General features: G+C 55.3%; 16 protein-coding genes. 2 read left to right on the top strand and 14 right to left on the bottom strand.

All coding sequences use genetic code 11. From position 1 onward, the window contains the following. Nucleotides 1–2: 2 nt before the first annotated feature. Entirely contained in the window at nucleotides 3–4,934 is a 4,932-nt protein-coding gene (locus IB214_RS06540; RefSeq protein ID WP_117343509.1) for an alpha-2-macroglobulin, read from the bottom strand. Between the two features lie 207 nt (nucleotides 4,935–5,141). Here IB214_RS06540 and sseA point away from each other — a divergent pair, with 207 nt between their 5' ends. Then, nucleotides 5,142–5,987 (top strand): 3-mercaptopyruvate sulfurtransferase, encoded by an 846-nt coding sequence (gene sseA, locus IB214_RS06535; RefSeq protein WP_096756169.1) that lies wholly within the window; start codon nucleotides 5,142–5,144, stop codon nucleotides 5,985–5,987. A gap of 98 nt (nucleotides 5,988–6,085) precedes the next feature. Here sseA and sseB read toward each other — a convergent pair whose 3' ends face one another. The 11 genes from sseB to trmJ all read right to left on the bottom strand — a co-directional run bounded on the left by sseB (nucleotide 6,086) and on the right by trmJ (nucleotide 14,938). Continuing rightward, complete coding sequence (sseB, locus tag IB214_RS06530; RefSeq protein ID WP_115259912.1) at nucleotides 6,086–6,862, bottom strand: enhanced serine sensitivity protein SseB; 777 nt, start codon at nucleotides 6,860–6,862, stop codon at nucleotides 6,086–6,088. Between the two features lie 109 nt (nucleotides 6,863–6,971). Continuing rightward, complete coding sequence (gene pepB / locus IB214_RS06525; protein ID WP_117343508.1) at nucleotides 6,972–8,255, bottom strand: aminopeptidase PepB; 1,284 nt, start codon at nucleotides 8,253–8,255, stop codon at nucleotides 6,972–6,974. Between the two features lie 61 nt (nucleotides 8,256–8,316). Beyond that, nucleotides 8,317–8,517 (bottom strand): Fe-S cluster assembly protein IscX, encoded by a 201-nt coding sequence (gene iscX / locus IB214_RS06520; RefSeq protein WP_003037694.1) that lies wholly within the window; start codon nucleotides 8,515–8,517, stop codon nucleotides 8,317–8,319. Between the two features lie 11 nt (nucleotides 8,518–8,528). Further along, on the bottom strand, nucleotides 8,529–8,864 hold the full coding sequence (gene fdx / locus IB214_RS06515; RefSeq protein WP_003037690.1) for an ISC system 2Fe-2S type ferredoxin: 336 nt from the start codon (nucleotides 8,862–8,864) through the stop codon (nucleotides 8,529–8,531). Nucleotide 8,865: 1 nt separating this feature from the next. Beyond that, nucleotides 8,866–10,716 carry a Fe-S protein assembly chaperone HscA gene (hscA, locus tag IB214_RS06510; RefSeq protein ID WP_117343507.1) on the bottom strand — a complete coding sequence of 617 codons (1,851 nt, stop codon included), beginning with the start codon at nucleotides 10,714–10,716 and terminating at the stop codon, nucleotides 8,866–8,868. Nucleotides 10,717–10,730: 14 nt separating this feature from the next. Continuing rightward, nucleotides 10,731–11,246, bottom strand: coding sequence for a co-chaperone HscB (gene hscB, locus IB214_RS06505; RefSeq protein WP_117343506.1), 516 nt, complete (start codon nucleotides 11,244–11,246; stop codon nucleotides 10,731–10,733). A gap of 79 nt (nucleotides 11,247–11,325) precedes the next feature. Next, a complete protein-coding gene (iscA, locus tag IB214_RS06500; RefSeq protein WP_003835203.1) occupies nucleotides 11,326–11,649 on the bottom strand; it encodes an iron-sulfur cluster assembly protein IscA in 324 nt (107 codons plus the stop codon). 20 nt (nucleotides 11,650–11,669) lie between these two features. Next, nucleotides 11,670–12,056 carry a Fe-S cluster assembly scaffold IscU gene (iscU, locus tag IB214_RS06495; protein WP_002913991.1) on the bottom strand — a complete coding sequence of 129 codons (387 nt, stop codon included), beginning with the start codon at nucleotides 12,054–12,056 and terminating at the stop codon, nucleotides 11,670–11,672. A 148-nt stretch (nucleotides 12,057–12,204) separates the two neighbouring features. After that, complete coding sequence (gene iscS / locus IB214_RS06490; protein WP_096756165.1) at nucleotides 12,205–13,419, bottom strand: cysteine desulfurase; 1,215 nt, start codon at nucleotides 13,417–13,419, stop codon at nucleotides 12,205–12,207. A gap of 112 nt (nucleotides 13,420–13,531) precedes the next feature. Then, nucleotides 13,532–14,023: a Fe-S cluster assembly transcriptional regulator IscR gene (gene iscR / locus IB214_RS06485; protein WP_005120405.1), complete on the bottom strand. Its 492-nt coding sequence runs from the start codon at nucleotides 14,021–14,023 to the stop codon at nucleotides 13,532–13,534. A gap of 183 nt (nucleotides 14,024–14,206) precedes the next feature. Further along, a complete protein-coding gene (gene trmJ / locus IB214_RS06480) occupies nucleotides 14,207–14,938 on the bottom strand; it encodes a tRNA (cytosine(32)/uridine(32)-2'-O)-methyltransferase TrmJ (RefSeq protein WP_115257779.1) in 732 nt (243 codons plus the stop codon). A gap of 118 nt (nucleotides 14,939–15,056) precedes the next feature. Here trmJ and suhB point away from each other — a divergent pair, with 118 nt between their 5' ends. Next, nucleotides 15,057–15,860, top strand: coding sequence for an inositol-1-monophosphatase (gene suhB, locus IB214_RS06475; protein ID WP_096756163.1), 804 nt, complete (start codon nucleotides 15,057–15,059; stop codon nucleotides 15,858–15,860). A gap of 73 nt (nucleotides 15,861–15,933) precedes the next feature. Here suhB and IB214_RS06470 read toward each other — a convergent pair whose 3' ends face one another. Both IB214_RS06470 and IB214_RS06465 read right to left on the bottom strand, forming a co-directional pair. Continuing rightward, on the bottom strand, nucleotides 15,934–16,914 hold the full coding sequence (locus tag IB214_RS06470; protein ID WP_115257778.1) for a nickel/cobalt transporter: 981 nt from the start codon (nucleotides 16,912–16,914) through the stop codon (nucleotides 15,934–15,936). Next, nucleotides 16,905–17,543: a DUF1007 family protein gene (locus IB214_RS06465; protein ID WP_117343505.1), complete on the bottom strand. Its 639-nt coding sequence runs from the start codon at nucleotides 17,541–17,543 to the stop codon at nucleotides 16,905–16,907. The genes IB214_RS06470 and IB214_RS06465 overlap by 10 nt, the downstream gene beginning before the upstream one ends. Between the last annotated feature and the right edge of the window lie 188 nt (nucleotides 17,544–17,731).

Below are 17,731 nucleotides of genomic sequence, written 5' to 3'. Positions count from 1 at the left end.
ATTTACGGTCTGACAATCAGCGGGCCCTCAGCCGTGCCGGTGGCACGCCACTGCGGAACATACATCGATTCCACCTGGGGTACAGGTACCTGATACGTCCCCGGTGTGACCGCGCGCGCCAGATACACCAGCGTGACCGGTTGCCCTTCGTTGACAGCCACCGCCGCGACAAAGCGATCGTCGCGGAATTCAACGTGCTGGATATCCGCTTGCTGCATTTGATTAAGCAAATTCGCCACTTCGCTGCCGCTATCCTGCAGGCTGGCGCTACCGTTGGCCAGATTCTGGTTTTCCAGTTCCAGACCAGCAGGCAGAAGATCGACCACCAGCGCATCCGGAACATTCTGGCTGGCTCTAACCGTCAACCAGACCAGCACCAGCTCGCCGCTGCGCAGAGACGAGAGCGATTTACTCTGCCCATCGGTGCCCAGCACCTGACGTTCAATGAGCAGTACATTGCTGGCAGGCTGCGGTGAACTTTGCGGATAGCCGCTGACGTCCAGACGCAGCCACAGCGGCAGATTACCCGTGTTGGTCACCGCCAGCGTCGCTAACTGTTCCGCATCCAGATTTCGGGTTTGCGATTTATCACCCGCCAGCGGTTGTTCAGAGAGAGATGTCTGCGCCTGCCACGTGCCCGGCAGATCCTGCAGCGTACGGGCAGCAAGGAACAGCGCATTATTCTCCTGCGTGGAGAGCCAGCGCTGACCGAAAGCCTGCTCCGACAGCGTATTCAGCAAAGTATTTTGCACGTCGGGTTTCAGTTTATTCTCTTCCAGCAAGGCCAGCATCAGCGCGTTGTCGCGTAGCTGACTGCCGTAATCCGCCATCCACTGCTGCGTATCTCGGCGCGGCGTATTGAGTGCCAACGTCAGCGCCTGTTCACTGCGATTCGCATCGCCCATGTTTTTCAGCGCAATGCCCAATTGCAGCAGCGGCAGGCCAGAGGCGGCCTGAGCTCGACGTTCCCAGATCTCACGCAGAGCGCCCAGCGGCGCTTTCTGCTGACGGGCCAGTACCAGCGCGGCATAGGCCTGTACGGCAAACCGGCTGGCTGCGGTGTCGTCGGTGTAGCGAATCGACATCATGCCCGGATCCTGTAAATAACGCAGCAGACGCGCATTGCCCCGGTTGATCACCTCGCTCGGGACGCTGTAGCCCTGTTCATTTGCCCGGACGAGGAAGTCCATGACATAGGCACTCAGCCAGTACTCTTCCGGCCCGTTCTTATCCCACAGCGCAAATCCCCCATCGTCACGCTGCATTTGCAGTAACCGGGAAATACCTATTTCAACCGCCGTGCGGCGTTTTTCATCGCTATCACCCGCTATACCCAACGCCTTCAACTGTGCGGCGTTGGTATACAACGATGGGAATAATCCGCTGGCAGTCTGCTCCAGGCAGCCGTAAGGATAGGCTTTCAATTCGCGAACATAGCGCGCCAGATTCAGCGGCGGCTTGCCGCTGAACAGCAGTTGCCCCTGCACCGTTGCCGGGGAGAAGTTGGTCAGTTCCCCGTCCGGTAACTGCCAGGTTTCACCGGCTTGCAGCGCCACGCCGCTATTGAGAGTTTGCGCCGGGAACGCCGGACGCACGCCAATCTTCCACTGTTTATGTTGAACGGGGAGCGTTTCACCTGGCAGCGTCAAACCACTAATAACGGCCTGAATCTCACCATCGCCGAATCCCTCCAGTGCCCGTACCGGAATAAATAACGTGGTACGCACGCCAGGTGCCAGATCCACCGGGGAAGGGTTTTGGCCCATCAGTGACACTAAGCCGCTGGCGGTAAGCTGAATATTCAGCGTCTGCGGCCTATCTGTCAGATTGGTGACGTCCAGCGTCAGGCGCGAGGTATCACCACCGGCCATAAAGCGTGGCATATTCAGTTCCGCGATCACCGGCGCAGCGACGATCACTTTACTCTCGCTACTGCCAAAGTCATCTGCGGTCCAGGCCTGCGCCATCACCCGCAGTTCACCGTTAAAATCGCCAATCGGCAACGTTACCGTGCCCTCACCTTTCTCGTTGAGCGTGACCGGCAGCGCCTGTTGCGCCACGATATTGACGTGATTAACCGGCGGTTTGCCGCCGCGTTTTAGCTCATCACCATCGCCACCGAAACGCAGTGCCGCCAAACGCCCTTGCCCTTCGATTACCTGGCCGTAAATATCATAAATATCCGCGCCATAGCGTTTCTGGCCAAAAAATGCCTGCCACGGATCCGGGGTAGCGTAATCGGTGATATTCAACACCCCGCTGTCTACAGCGGAGACCAGGACGTTAACCTGTTTAGGCACGTCACCATTTTTGACACTGGCTTTCACGTTAACGGTCAACGGTTGATTCGGGCGCATTTTAGCCGGATTTTCCAGCGTCAAATCCAGGCGACGATTTTCATCGCCCAGCGGCAAATGCAGTAACCCGACCGCGCGTTTTGGCGTAGCCGAGCGGGATTTGTCGCCAGGGCGGATCACCAACGCGCTAAGATAGAGGTCATGGCGGTTCCAGGTTTTGTCGACCGGAATAGAGAGATCCAGACCATTTGCAGGGACATCGATCTCTTGCCACCACAGCGGGCCTTCGCTGGATTCCACCATTGCATAGCCTTTACCGGCAGCAGGCGCGGCAATGTGCAACTTCATGGTGTCGCCAGGACGATAATTGGGTTTATCCAGCTTCAGAGTGACACGATCCGGGCGCACCGCCCCGCTGCCGTCGCTGTTATCCTGCCAGCTGTATCCGGCCCAGAAGCGCACGCTGCTCACCGTATCGTTGGGTGCTTTCACTTCCAGACGGTAAGCGCCCCACTCCACCGGGAAGCTGATCTTACCGGTTTCATCAGCGGTAAGATCCAGTGTTTGCTCGCCTTCGACCAGATCCTTTTGATCGAACTGCGACTGCCAGCCCTCTCCTTCAGACCAGTTCCAATAGTAATCCCGACGTTCGCGGATCAACCGCACCTGCAAGCCGGAAACCGCTTTTTTCTCGCCTTTTGCATCGGCATAAACAATATCAAACGCGGCGTTGCTGTCTTCATCAACGATCGGCTGATTCACCGTGGTATCGGTGCGGTAATCATAAACGGCTTTGGCTGCGAATTGCGGGCGAATACCCGGCAGGGTATCTGCAGGCCAGATAGCCTGTTCTACCCGACGGGTCACCGGACGGCCACCCGACTCCAGCAGGCTGGCCTGCAAAATGACCTGTAACGGCGAGTGAGCTTCCTGCCACTGACTGCTGGTTGTGACTTCGCCACGACCGTTTTCATCCAGCGTCAGCTGAACTTCATCCAGACTGCGGGAGAGATTCTCTTCAGCAATATTGCCAAACTGGAATCCCGGCAATGCAGACACCGCTTCACGCTGTGGTCGCAGGAATAGCTGACCTTGCAGAGCATTACCATTCGCAGGCGCACCGTACAGGTAGTAACCCACCACCGAAAACTTCACATCGTCAGCCGGTGTAATCGGCATTTTATTGGCAGTGAGGTTGAGCGCCATCCGCTCGGGCATAAAATCTTCGACGTGGAAATCCCACATCCGTGAGCGGTTATCGCCGGTGTTGGCGCGAATATGCCACATACCGGTTGGCGCACTGCTGTCCAGCGGCCAGGTCAGACGGTACAGACCGTTTTCGGGCTGGCTGACCACCGTGCGTAATACCTGCCCATCGGGCTTAACGACTTCCAGCTTCACCGGCTGATCGGGCAACGTTTTGCCATCGCTGTCGCGCAGTAATCCGTTGAGGATCACCGTTTCACCGGGACGATAGAGATCGCGCGGACCGAACATAAAGAACTGTTTGCTGTATCCCGGTGCCCCCGCGATATCAAATTCAGCCAGATCCAGCGCCGGTAATTTCAGGTCCAGCAGCGTGGTTTGCCCGTCTTTACGCGCCAGCAATATGGCGGCGTCTTTATCCGTCTCGAGCTTCACGTGTCCCTGCGCATCGCTGGTCGCCTGCGCCAGCGTCTGCCCTTTCTCATTGAGCAAGGTAACATCTATACCCTGCTGCGCAGCGCCGTTTTCCAGGCTCTGGGTAAAGACATCCAGCTGATTGTGGTAACGGTGTGCGGATACGCCAATATTGCTGAGCGTAAATAGCGTGGCAGCATTGCTGTAATTGTATTGCCCGGCCTGGTTCATCACCGCAACGTACACCCCCGCCTGCTGCAACGGCTTGATTTCGCCCAGCGGCAGCAGCAGTTTCTCACGGGTATTGCGTGCCGGATTAAGGTCAAAGCGCCCGGTATAAACCAGCTCTGCCATTTTCAGCAGGTTGTCGGATTCCCAGTTAGACAATGAGTTGCGGTATTCCCACTGGCTGATAAACGCGCCAAGCGACTCCGGCTTCACGCGAAAGAAGTTCACATCCACGCTGTTGACGTTCAGCGCCATCACCGGCAGGCCTTCGATTACTTTGCCTGGCAACAGCGAGCCACGACTGGCAAATCCGACGCTCGGCTGGACATCGCGAGTGGTGATGTTTTTTTCATATTCAGTGCCAAACGTCGCCTTATTCAGCGCCAGTAAATCGCGCTCAATAGTCACCACCAGTTCGCGGTTGGGCTCCAGATGACGTAAGCGTAGCTCTTTCAGGTTGGGCGCCAATTCCCAGGCCCCGTCCACTTTGCCGCTTTTTTTATCGACAACGTGCAGTACACGAGAAAAATCTTGCTCAGGATCGAGAGGGATGGAGAACGTCAGCACCAGCGTCGCCGCGCCGTCTAACTGGACTTCGGAGGCGTCCAGTAGCGTCAACGGTTTACCCTGACTTTGCTGTGTCAGCTTGTGTAATTGCGCCGGATCTTTTACCGACGAGGTCTGTGGGGCAGGCGTATCATTTTTCGCGTCCGTCGACGGCTTATCATTATTATCGCACCCCGCCAGCGCAAGCATCAGCATACAGGTCGCTACGCGTAAATGTTTCATTTTTCATCCCTGGCCTGAGCGGCCCGTTAGCTACGTAGAACCCCTATTATGCGTGAGATTTCAGGATGTGGAAGTCTGTAACCAATCAACGTTATCTGAATTTTCGCGAATAATGTCGATCCACCCTGACAAATCAGCCTCTTTTACTTGTTCCCTGACGGTAAACAGCCGACAATTTGCCGAAACCTGGTAAAAATGGAGATGCCTATGACCACCGCCTTCTTTGTCGCTGCCGACTGGCTTGTCGAACACATTGACGATCCGGAAATACAGATTCTTGATGCCCGGATGGCGCCTCCAGGGCAGGAAGATCGTGATGTTGGCGAGGAGTATCGCGCTGGCCATATCCCTGGCGCGGTCTTTTTTGATATCGAAGCGCTCTCCGACCATACCTCAGCGTTACCGCATATGATGCCACGCCCGGAGGCGTTCGCCGTAGCTATGCGCGAACTGGGCGTACATCAGGATAAACACCTGGTCATTTACGATGACGGCAATTTGTTTTCTGCCCCGCGCGCCTGGTGGATGTTGCGCACGTTTGGTGTGGAAAATGTCTCCATTCTGGCGGGCGGTTTCGCAAGCTGGCAGCGTGATGAATTCCCGCTGCAGGCAGGGAACGTTGATTTGTCAGAAGGCGAGTTTGACGCGACGTTTACGCCGGAAGCCGTGGTGAGAGTGACCGATGTCCTGCTGGCCAGCCATGAAAAAACCGCACAGATTGTTGATGCGCGTCCGGCTGCGCGTTTCAATGCGGAAGTTGATGAGCCACGTCCTGGCCTGAGGCGCGGTCATGTTCCCGGTGCGCTAAACGTACCGTGGACTGAACTGGTTCGCGACGGCGAGTTAAAAACCACCGAGGAACTGGACGCCATCTTCTTTAGCCACGGCGTGAGCTTTGACAGACCGATTATCGCCAGTTGCGGCTCCGGCGTAACCGCCGCCGTGGTGGTACTGGCGCTTACCACGCTGGGTGTCCCTAACGTGGCCCTGTATGACGGGGCATGGAGCGAATGGGGTGCACGCAATGATTTACCGGTAGAACCGATATTATAAAGCTGGAAATGCCGGATGGCGCGTCGCGCATCCGGCCTACAAAATAGTGTAAATCGTAGGCTGGATAAGACGTATGCGTGGCCATTCGGCAAGGTCTTTTAGATGATCCGGTTCTGTTTAAAATCGCGCAGGAAACCGCCCCAGCGGCGCTCGTAGAACGGCGCGATGTGTTCGGTAATAAAGTGGCTGACCCCTTTCTCACCTTTCACCACCTGGCAGATATCAATCGGTTCATCACCCGGTAACGTATCGGTCGCTACGCTGCCCGTGGCATGAATAATCTCTTCAATATCGCCCTCGGCTTCAATGCCAATCAGCAGATTAGGCTGGGCATCCGGGCTATCTTTAATCGAGCAGATAAACGCCCGTTTTACCGGTTTAATGGTTTTAAACAGCGTCGTGAGCGAGTCGATCATCTGCGCCGGAGGTTCCGCGACCTCGGAGAGGATCAGCGACTCGCCGCCTTCCAGCACTTCCTGGGTACTCAACGGATTGCCTTCTTCACCGAGCAGCAGGCTGATTTCACGCGGCATAAATTCTTTGCCGGTCGGCAGTTTGGCGTTGAGAAACAGCGTCGCACCCAGCGTCATTTCAAACAGCGTGCGTACTGGCATCACAACAAACGCCTGTTCGTCTTCAACGGCCTGCTGCAGAGCTTCAAGGGAGGTGAAAAACGGGATCACGGTGGTGCCGTCTTCTTTTTCCCAGTGCTGCAGATCCAGTGCGCTGTCTTCAGCTATCGCCTCGCCTTCTGCGGCCGTACCCGGAACCCAGACGGTGGATTCCAGCAACGTGCGGAAAAAGGCCGGACGATGCGCAGGCTCCGTCGCTGCTTTTTCCAGCAACGTTTCTAATTCATTTTTTATTTCGGACATAAGATCACAAATTTTGTACATATGGGTTGTAGGCCTGATAAGACGCACCGCGTCGCATCAGGCAAAATGCCGGGTGGCGCTTCACTTACCCGGCCTACAAAAACACCTTTCAGGCAGTCAGCAGATTCGCGATGGTGCGCACACCCAGACCGGTCGCGCCCGCGGACCACTGCTCAACCGGTGCCTTGCGATAGGTTGCAGAGCAGTCGATATGCAGCCAGCCTTGCTGATAGTTTTCCACGAAATGCGACAGGAAGCCCGCCGCGGTGCTTGCGCCCGCAGGATAGGCCGCGCTGCCGGTGTTGTTCAGCTCGGCAAAGTTGGACGGCAACTGGTTACGGTGGAATTCCGCCAACGGCAGGCGCCAGAACGGTTCATTCTCCTGCGCCGCGCTTGCCATCAGACGGGCTGCCAGCTGGTCATCAAAGCTAAACAGCGCATGGTAATCGTTACCCAGAGCTGTTTTCGCCGCACCGGTCAACGTCGCGGCATCGATGATCAATTCCGGTTTCTGCGCACTGGCGTCAATCAGGCCATCTGCCAGCACCAAACGGCCTTCGGCGTCGGTGTTCATCACTTCAACATTTTTGCCGTTGCGATAGCGAATGATATCGCCGAGCTTGAAGGCATTGCCGCTGATCAGGTTATCCGCACAGCACAGATACAGCTTCACACGTTTGTTCAGACCGCGAGTGATGGCAAACGCCAGTGCGCCCGTTACCGTGGCCGCGCCGCCCATATCGGACTTCATTGAGTCCATAAACGCGCTTTGCTTGATGCTGTAACCGCCGGAGTCAAAGGTGATCCCTTTGCCGACCAGGCAGGCGTAAACCGGAGCGGTTTTATCACCGGTTGGGTTATAGTCCAGCGCCAGCAGTACCGGTGGACGTTCAGATCCACGACCTACCGTGTGCAGACCCATGTAATTCTGCTCGCGCAGATCTTCGCCTTTGGTGATGCGGTAAGAGACGTTATCGCACGCCACGCTGCACAGCAGATCAACCGCGCGCTGCGCCAGCTGTTCCGGGCCGAGTTCTTCCGCCGGGGCATTGATGGTGTCACGTACCCAGTCAATGATTTTCAGGCGGCTATCCAGTTCCTTCTGCTGCGCGTCGTCGAGCGGGGCCCACTCAACTTTACGGCTGCCTTTAGGTCCTTTGTAGCCCTGCCAGAATGCCCAGCTGCGCTCGGTGTCCCAGCCTTCGCCTTCCAGCTGAATATGTTTGATACCCAGACCGTCGATTTTCCGCGCGGCGCGCTGGATAAGGCCCAGATCGTCTTTTCCATTAAGGTGTAGGGTAATGCCGTCACTGTTAATACTGTAAGTCGCTTTTTCACCCCAGCGCGCGTCAGCAGGCTGCGTGGAAAGCGTAATTTTCATGGCTTCTGTCATTTTATTTATCCTTATTTTCGCGCATACAGGAAAACGGGCCACCCGTGGGCAGCCCGTTGACTTATTCAGCTTCGTCCAGCCAGACCAGCAAAATGGCCTCAAGGATTTTTTCGTTCGATGCTTGCGGATCATCATCGAACTCTTCCAGGTCACAGATCCATTGATGCAGATCGGTGAAACGAACGGTCTTGGGATCGAGATCGGGGAACGCATCGTACAGCGCCTCGCCGATTTCACGGCTGTCGGTCCACTTCAGTCCCATACTACCCTCTGTTAATGCTCACGCGCATGATTGATTGTGTAACGTGGGATTTCGACCACTAAATCGTCTTCGGTGACGCGAGCCTGGCAGCTTAAACGGCTCTCCGGCTCCAGTCCCCAGGCTTTGTCCAGCATGTCATCTTCTTCTTCCGTGCTTTCCGGCAGGGAATCGAAGCCTTCACGCACGATGCAGTGACAGGTGGTGCAGGCACAGGATTTTTCACAGGCGTGTTCAATCTCGATGCCGTTACGCAGGGCAACGTCGAGAATGGTCTCACCGGTCTCAGCTTCCAGAACTGCGCCATCGGGACAGAGATCCTGATGAGGCAAAATAACAATCTTTGGCATATTAAACCTCGTCCACGGAATGGCCTTTCAGCGCGCTACGGACGGACTTGTCCATGCGGCGAGCGGCGAATTCCTGGGTTTGTTTGTCTACGTTTTTAATGGCTTTTTCGATAGCGTCAACATCGTCACCCTGTGCAACCTCGCTCAAATGCGCGGCGGCGGCGTCGATGGCCTGACGTTCTGCGGCGCTTAACAGCGCGGCATCAGCGTTCAACGCACCGGATAAACTCTCCAGTACGCGTGCAGCTTCGACTTTCTGCTCTGCCAGCATGCGGGCTTTTACATCCTGCTCGGCAAAGCTCATCGAATCCTGAATCATGGAGGCGATTTCGTTGTCCGTCAGACCGTAGGACGGTTTGACCTGGATAGAGGATTCCACACCGGTGGATTTCTCCATGGCCGTGACGCTCAGCAGTCCATCGGCATCAACCTGGAAGGTCACGCGAATATGCGCCCCACCCGCCGGTAGCGCCGGAATGCCGCGCAGTGCAAAACGCGCCAGAGAACGGCAATCCTGCACCAGTTCACGCTCGCCCTGCATCACATGAATCGACATCGCCGTTTGGCCATCTTTGAAGGTGGTGAAGTCCTGCGCGCGGGCCACCGGAATGGTGGTGTTACGCGGGATCACTTTCTCCACCAGACCGCCCATGGTTTCCAGCCCCAGGGACAGCGGGATGACGTCCAACAGCAGCATTTCACTGTCAGGCTTGTTGCCGACAAGAATATCCGCCTGAATAGCCGCACCGATAGCCACCACTTTGTCCGGGTCGATAGAGGTCAGCGGCGTGCGACCAAAAAACTCACCCACGCGTTCACGCACCAGCGGTACGCGTGTTGAACCACCGACCATCACGACTTCCAGAACGTCCTGCGCCTCAACGCCGGCATCTTTCAGTGCACGACGGCAGGCCAGCAGCGTGCGCTTAACCAGGGCGGAAATCAGTTCGTTAAAGGTTTCGCGGGTAACTTCACCCTGCCACCCGGCCACGTTAACCGTGACGGATTCAGCATCGCTGAGTGCAATTTTGGCGGCAATCGCGGCATCGAGCAGCTCGCGCTGTACGCGGTTATCGCTGCGATCGGCCACACCCGCCTGCTCGCGAATATAATCAGCCAGCAGATGGTCGAAATCATCACCACCGAGCGCGGAATCGCCGCCCGTCGCCAGCACTTCAAACACACCACGGCTCAGGCGCAGAATAGAAATATCAAACGTGCCGCCGCCGAGGTCATAGACCGCAATCACGCCTTCCTGACCCGAATCCAGTCCATAGGCAATCGCGGCAGCGGTCGGTTCGTTCAGCAGACGCAGCACGTGCAGGCCCGCCAGACGCGCGGCGTCTTTGGTACCCTGACGCTGCGCGTCATCAAAATAGGCGGGAACAGTGATCACCACACCGTCCAGTTCACCTGACAGCGCTTCGGTCGCCCGTGCGGCCAGTGCTTTGAGAATATCGGCGGACACGCGTACCGGATTGAGCAAACCCGCTGCGGTTTCGATCATCGGCAGGCCGTTTTCGCTTGCCTGGAACGTATACGGCAGATGCGGATAACGCGCCTGGATATCCGCGAGCGAGCGCCCCATCATACGTTTTACCGAACTGACGGTGTTTGCAGTGTCCAGCGCCGCGTTGGCACGGGCATCGTAGCCGACAGCGTAGCCCTGCTGCTGATAGTGAACCACTGACGGCAACAGGTGGCGACCTTCGTGGTCAGCCAGCGTTTCGGCCTGGCCGCTGCGTACGGTCGCGACCAGAGAGTTGGTGGTGCCTAAGTCAATGCCTACCGCCAGACGACGCTGGTGCGGTGCGGCACTCAGACCAGGCTCACTAATTTGTAATAAGGCCATTTTCGCTTCCGAAATTAAAAATCGAGCAGTTTTTCTTCGAGTTGTTCTGCACTGCTTCGCAGTTTATCGAGAAAACGCAGTTTACGCACGGTCTCAGCCGCCACGTCCCACGCTTCGCTGTCCAGCTGTTCGACCATCAACTGATGGCGAACCTGGTACATCTCGTTGATGCGTTTCATCAACGCATCCAGACGTTCACTGTCTTTAGCCTGTTCAATCTCGTCCAGCTCTTCGCGCAGCTCGAGTTGCTCCATCAAGAACGCGGTATCGCGCACCGTGTGCTGCTCGTTTCTGATATCAAAGCCGTGTAAAGACAGTAAGTATTCAGCGCGCATCAAGGGATGACGCAGCGTTTGCCAGGCCTGGTTGATCGTAGCGGACTGCGAAACTGCAGCAAGTTGTTCCGCCTGGGAACCGCTGGCAAATTTATCAGGATGATACTGACGTTGTAGATCCTGAAAACGGAGGCTCAGCGCCTGAGTATCGAGCTGATAGCGGGCCAGTAAGCCAAAGAGGGTGAAGTAGTCCATAACATTCTCAGGGGTAGCCTGTTAGAACAAACCCCACACGTAGCAGCAAGGCCACGGTGGGGTTTTCGGGTGACGCACGTTACACGTGGAAGCTTTCGCCGCATCCACACTCGTCTTTCACGTTAGGGTTAGTGAACTTAAACCCTTCGTTCAGACCTTCTTTGACGAAGTCTAACTGCGTACCGTCCAGAAATTGCAGGCTTTTACCGTCGATCACGACTTTAACGCCTTTGTCTTCAAACACGGTATCTTCAGCCGCCGGCTCGTCAACAAATTCCAGTACATAGGCCATACCTGAGCAGCCGGAGGTTCTCACACCCAGGCGCAGGCCAAACCCTTTACCACGGTTTGCCAGGAAGGTATTTACTCGCGCTGCTGCACTGTCGCTTAAGGTAATCGACATAATAAAACCTCAACTCTTAATTATTTTGCTTCACGTTTGCTTTTGTAATCCGCAATCGCGGCTTTAATCGCGTCTTCAGCCAGAATAGAACAGTGAATTTTCACCGGTGGCAGTTCAAGCTCGTCTGCGATATCGGTGTTTTTAATCGCCTGTGCTTCGTCCAGCGATTTCCCTTTCACCCATTCGGTAACCAGGGAGCTGGAGGCTATGGCGGAACCGCAGCCATAAGTCTTAAAACGCGCGTCTTCAATGATACCTTCATTGTTGACTTTGATCTGCAACTTCATCACGTCGCCACAGGCCGGTGCACCCACCATACCGCTGCCCACGTTCTCGTCGCTGTTGTCAAAAGAACCCACGTTACGTGGATTCTCATAATGATCGATTACTTTTTCGCTGTAAGCCATGATGAATTCTCCTTATGTGTACCCTAAATAATTCGAGTTGCAGGAAGGCGGCAAGGGAGCAAATCCCCAGGAGCGTACATAAGTACGTGACTGGGGTGAGCGAGCGCGGCCAACGCATCTGCAACTTGAAGTATGACGGGTATACCGATTAATGATGTGACCATTCAATACTGTTGATGTCTACGCCCTGTTTGAACATGTCCCACAGCGGGGAAAGTTCACGCAGACGGCCGATAGACTTGCGAACCAGATCGATGGTGTAGTCAATCTCTTCTTCGGTAGTGAAACGACCTAAAGAGAAACGGATTGAGCTGTGTGCCAGCTCGTCAGTCATACCCAACGCGCGCAGCACGTAGGAAGGTTCCAGGCTTGCAGACGTACAGGCAGAACCGGAAGAAACGGCCAGATCTTTCAGCGCCATGATCAGCGACTCGCCTTCAACGTAGTTAAAGCTGACGTTAAGGATGTTCGGTGCGCCATGCTCAAGATCACCATTCAGGTAGACCTCTTCCATGTCTTTCACGCCGTTCCACAGACGGTTACGCAGACTGCGCAGGCGCGCCATCTCGGTTTCCATCTCTTCTTTCGCGATACGGTAAGCTTCACCCATACCCACGATCTGGTGGACAGGCAGCGTACCAGAACGCATGCCGCGCTCGTGACCACCGCCGTGCATCTGTGCTTCGATGCGGATACGCGGTTTACGACGAACATACAGTGCGCCGATACCTTTCGGACCGTAGATTTTGTGACCGGAGAAGGACATCAGGTCAACTTTCAGCTGGCTCAGGTCGATAGGCAGTTTGCCCACGCTCTGGGTCGCATCAACGTGATAGATGATGCCACGCGCACGGCACATTTCGCCGATAGCCGCGATATCCTGCACCACGCCAATTTCGTTGTTCACGTGCATAATAGAAACGAGGATGGTGTCATCACGCATCGCCGCTTCGAGTTCTTTCAGGTCAATAATGCCGTTACGCTGCGGGGCGAGGTAGGTGACTTCAAACCCTTCGCGCTCCAGCTGACGACAGGTGTCCAGCACGGCTTTGTGTTCCGTTTTGCTGGTGATGATGTGCTTGCCTTTTTTCTGATAAAAGTTGGCCGCACCTTTAATCGCCAGGTTGTCGGATTCGGTCGCGCCGGAAGTAAAGACGATTTCACGCGGATCGGCACCCACCAGGTCAGCAATCTGATTACGGGCGATATCTACCGCCTCTTCAGCATGCCAGCCAAAACGGTGAGAACGGGACGCTGGATTACCAAAGTTTCCGTCCAGGGTCAGACACTGCATCATTTTCTCGGCAACACGCGGGTCCACCGGCGTGGTTGCGGAGTAGTCGAGATAGATCGGTAATTTCATTGCTCTATAAACTCCGTACATCGCTTCAATGCAAGGAACCAGGCAACCGGCTGGATGTACGGCCGAGTTAACGGGGTGTCCAACACCCCGGCCTGATTCTAAAATACTTTTATTATGCGCGTAACTTAACGTCGATCGCGTCTTGCGTGCGGGTGCTGCGTGGAGCGTCATGCGTGTGCTGGCGACCAGACACATCCAGGACTTCCTGATTATTCACCAGTTCACCCAACGTAATGTTGTTGAGAAAACCCGTCAGACGGTCGCTCAGATCGCGCCACAGCGCGTGGGTCAGGCACTTATCGCCGCCCTGACAACCACCTTTGCCCTGACAACGGGTGGCATCTACCGACTCGTCAACAGCGCTAATGACTTCACCTACTGCGATGCTGCCTGCATCTTTACCCAGCAGATACCCGCCGCCTGGTCCACGTACGCTTGAAACCAGACCGTTTTTACGCAAACGGGAGAACAGCTGCTCCAGGTACGACAGGGAAATGCCCTGACGTTCAGAAATATCAGCCAACGGTACCGGGCCCGTTTCGGAGTTGAGCGCAACGTCCAACATTGCGGTCACGGCATAACGCCCTTTTGATGTCAGTCTCATGTCTTACTTAGCCTCAAACTCGCCCCTGCCCGGGGTTTTTTATTGTAAAATGGGGGTATTGCATAGCAGGGGCAAGTCTGACATTCCCGACTAAATCAGTCAACTATTTACTTGACTAAATTAGTCAGGTATTTAACCTTCAGTGCCGTTTTCATTTGCCGGATAGCACTTCGCTTATCCGGCCTACTTTCCTTTATTCTGCTGCTCTATAGAAGCAAGCATTCCGCGCAGAATATTCAGCTCCTGGCTCTCAGGACGCGCACGCGTGAACAGACGACGCAGTTTGTTCATCACCTGCCCCGGATGGTTCTCGCGGATAAAGCCCGTCGACAGTAGCGTCTGTTCCAGATGACCGTAAAAACGCTCTAAATCATCGACCAGCGGATACTCGGTTTCTTCGTATTCTGCCGTCTTACCGCTTTCCTGCGTTGCCAGCCAGGCCATTCGCACTTCATAAGAAATGACCTGAACCGCCATCGCCAGGTTCAGCGAACTGTATTCCGGGTTCGCGGCAATCGCGACGTGATAATGGCATTTTTGCAGTTCGTCGTTGGTCAGACCTACACGTTCACGACCAAATACCAGCGCAACCGGGGTGTTCGCCGCTTCGGCGACGCTTTTTAAACCGCATTCGCGCGGGTCGAGCATCGGCCACGGCAAGGTACGGGAGCGCGCGCTGGTTCCGACCACCAGACTACAGCCAGCCAGCGCTTCATCGAGGGTATCGACGATTTGCGCATTACCGATCACGTCGCTGGCACCGGCCGCCAGGGCGATGGCCTGGGAGTCAGGTTTGACCAGCGGATTCACCAGCCACAGATTGGTTAAACCCATGGTTTTCATTGCGCGGGCAACGGAGCCCATATTGCCGGTGTGAGAGGTCTCCACCAGCACAATTCGAATATTTTGCAGCATTGTCTTTCTTCGGCTAAAGATTATTCGGCCATATTATCATAAAACGAAGACATATACCGAACTCGCTGCTATACTCTGCGCCGTTTTCCCGTTCTTTAACATCCAGTGAGAGAGACCGATGCATCCGATGCTGACCATCGCCGTGCGCGCAGCGCGCAAGGCGGGTAATGTAATTGCCAAACACTACGAAACACCAGACTCTGTAGAAACCAGCCAGAAAGGCAGCAATGATTTCGTGACTAACGTCGATAAAGCCGCAGAAGCGATTATTATCGAAACAATCCGCAAATCTTACCCTCAGCACACCATCATCACCGAAGAAAGCGGTGAACATATTGGTGAAGATCTGGATGTTCAATGGGTTATCGATCCACTGGATGGCACCACCAACTTCGTAAAACGTCTGCCGCACTTCGCGGTATCCATCGCAGTACGCATTAAAGGCCGTACTGAAGTCGCCGTTGTTTACGATCCAATGCGTAACGAACTGTTCACCGCAACGCGCGGTCAGGGCGCACAGCTGAACGGCTACCGTCTGCGTGGCAGCACCGCTCGCGATCTGGATGGCACCATCATCGCCACCGGGTTCCCGTTCAAAGCCAAACAGCACGCGCCTTCTTATATGAAGATCCTTGGCAAAATGTACACCGAATGCGCTGACTTCCGCCGCACCGGTTCTGCTGCGCTGGATCTGGCCTATGTTGCCGCCGCACGCGTTGATGGTTACTTCGAAATCGGCCTGAAGCCGTGGGATTTTGCCGCAGGTGAACTGATTGCACGTGAAGCAGGCGCACTGGTATGCGACTTCACCGGCGGTCATAACTACATGTCAACCGGCAACATCGTTGCAGGTAACCCGCGCGTAGTGAAAGCCATGCTGGCGAACATGCGTGACGAACTGAGCGACGCGCTGAAGCGTTAATCAGTTGTGGTGCCGGATGCGACGCTGACGCGTCTTGTCCGGCCTACATTTCATACTCATACCGCTTACTAACCTAAAACGGTCGTAATCCCCTTCCCACCGGCACCGCACTCACCCACATCACCACCGCAGCAACCACTAAAATCGCACCACCGGCCAGTGCCAGCGTGGTCCAGGCCATCTGTCGCCACAATACCGGCGCTTTATTGCCGCTGAGTTTCAGCGCCATCGTCCGAAAACTGTGTACCAGTAATGCCAGAGAAGTAATGGTCAGAGAGGTTCCCGCTGCCATCGCCAGCGCCGACGCCATGCCCCAGCCAAAGACGCCCACCACTTTACTAAACAACAGCACCATTATGGCGCCAGAACAAGGGCGCATTCCCATCGAGAGAATGATCATCAGCCGGGCGCGCCAGTCATCGCCGCTTTGCAGCTGTTCCGGGTTGGGCACATGCTGATGCCCGCAACCACAGCGTTCATCATGCACATGATGCGGTGTGAACGCGGTAAATGTCGGGCGACGCAGCAGCGCGCGTATTTTTTTTAACGCCCGCCAACACAGTAAAACCCCCAACACGCCGACCAGCGCATAGCTGGCTTTCTCCAGCCAGAAACTGCTCATATGCAGTTGCCGGGCGGGCAGTTGCAGTACCGTGAGCACCACAACGACCAGACCGATCGCCACCAGCCCCTGTAATAAGGACGAGGCCAGCGTCAGCCCGATGCTCGACCTCAGCTTCGAGGGATGCGTCGCCAGCCAGGTAGTGATGACGATTTTTCCGTGCCCCGGACCCAGCGCGTGCAATACCCCATAAATAAAGCTAAACAGCAGCAGCGATCCGCCCGCACGGGTGGGATTGGCGGCCACCGCTTTCAGCAAGCCGCTCATCTGCTGGTTAACGTCCCGTTGCCAGAGAATACTTTGCACCATCACCTGCGGCCAGGCCTGCCAGATCCACAGCACGCCACCGATCGCCAGCAGTAAAAAGAGCGCCAGTGGCCATAGCATTAGCCAGCGGCGTCTGGCTACGCGTTGTTGATAAACTACTGACATTGTAGCGTTACCGTCTGCGCAAATTGTTTACCCAACTCCATATCCTCCGGCGGCGCGTCTTCTTTATCCAGTGACTGCGCAAAGCTCAGCGTTTGTTCATTAGGCGTCGGGGTATGCACGCTAATCCGGCATTGCTTGCTGAAGCCCGGCGCCAGCGCGACATCGCGGTCCTGGTCGTAACTCATATCCACGTAGTAGGTGGGATCAAACGTGGAAATACTATAAGTCTGTCCGGCAAGCGGCTGTGGTTGGGCCAACGGCAGTACAAACGTCAGCACCGCCTGATGTTCCTCGCGCTCCATGCCATATTCCGTCGGGCGATTTTTAAATTTTACCTTTTGCCCGTTGTGCCACACTTCGGTGAAATAGTGCTGTCCGAGGACATTGGCCATCACTTCCGCAGCCAGTTTTTTCCAGATCTCATCCCCCGGTTTGGCATTGCCCGCATCGTACAGCAGGTCAGCGGAGGTGATTTCATCCATCGTCCAGCGCATTTTCAACGCCACAAACTGGTTATTTTCACTCACCAGTTCGGTTTTCAGATGAATAAAACTGTGAGGATGCGCGCCCGCGCCAAAAGACAGGACGACCAGAAACAACGTGACAATGATGCGTTTAACACGCGGCATGATTTCTCCACAATAAATCCAGCCCGCCATCAAAAGGACGTCGTTGGCGAGAATACGCTGAGGATAGCATTGAACGATAAAATATTGGGCCCCTTTTCCGGTATCGATTCAGTTCTCAATTTCGAAAATTTGTTCATCGTTGGCAACGGAAAAAAAGAGGATTTACCGCATCCCCTTAATGCAAATGA

This window comes from Citrobacter sp. C1 (assembly GCF_014596895.2).
Lineage (GTDB): Bacteria > Pseudomonadota > Gammaproteobacteria > Enterobacterales > Enterobacteriaceae > Citrobacter > Citrobacter gillenii.
The sequence above is the reverse complement of the archived record's forward strand: the minus strand, read 5'-3'. Positions and strand labels throughout refer to the sequence as shown.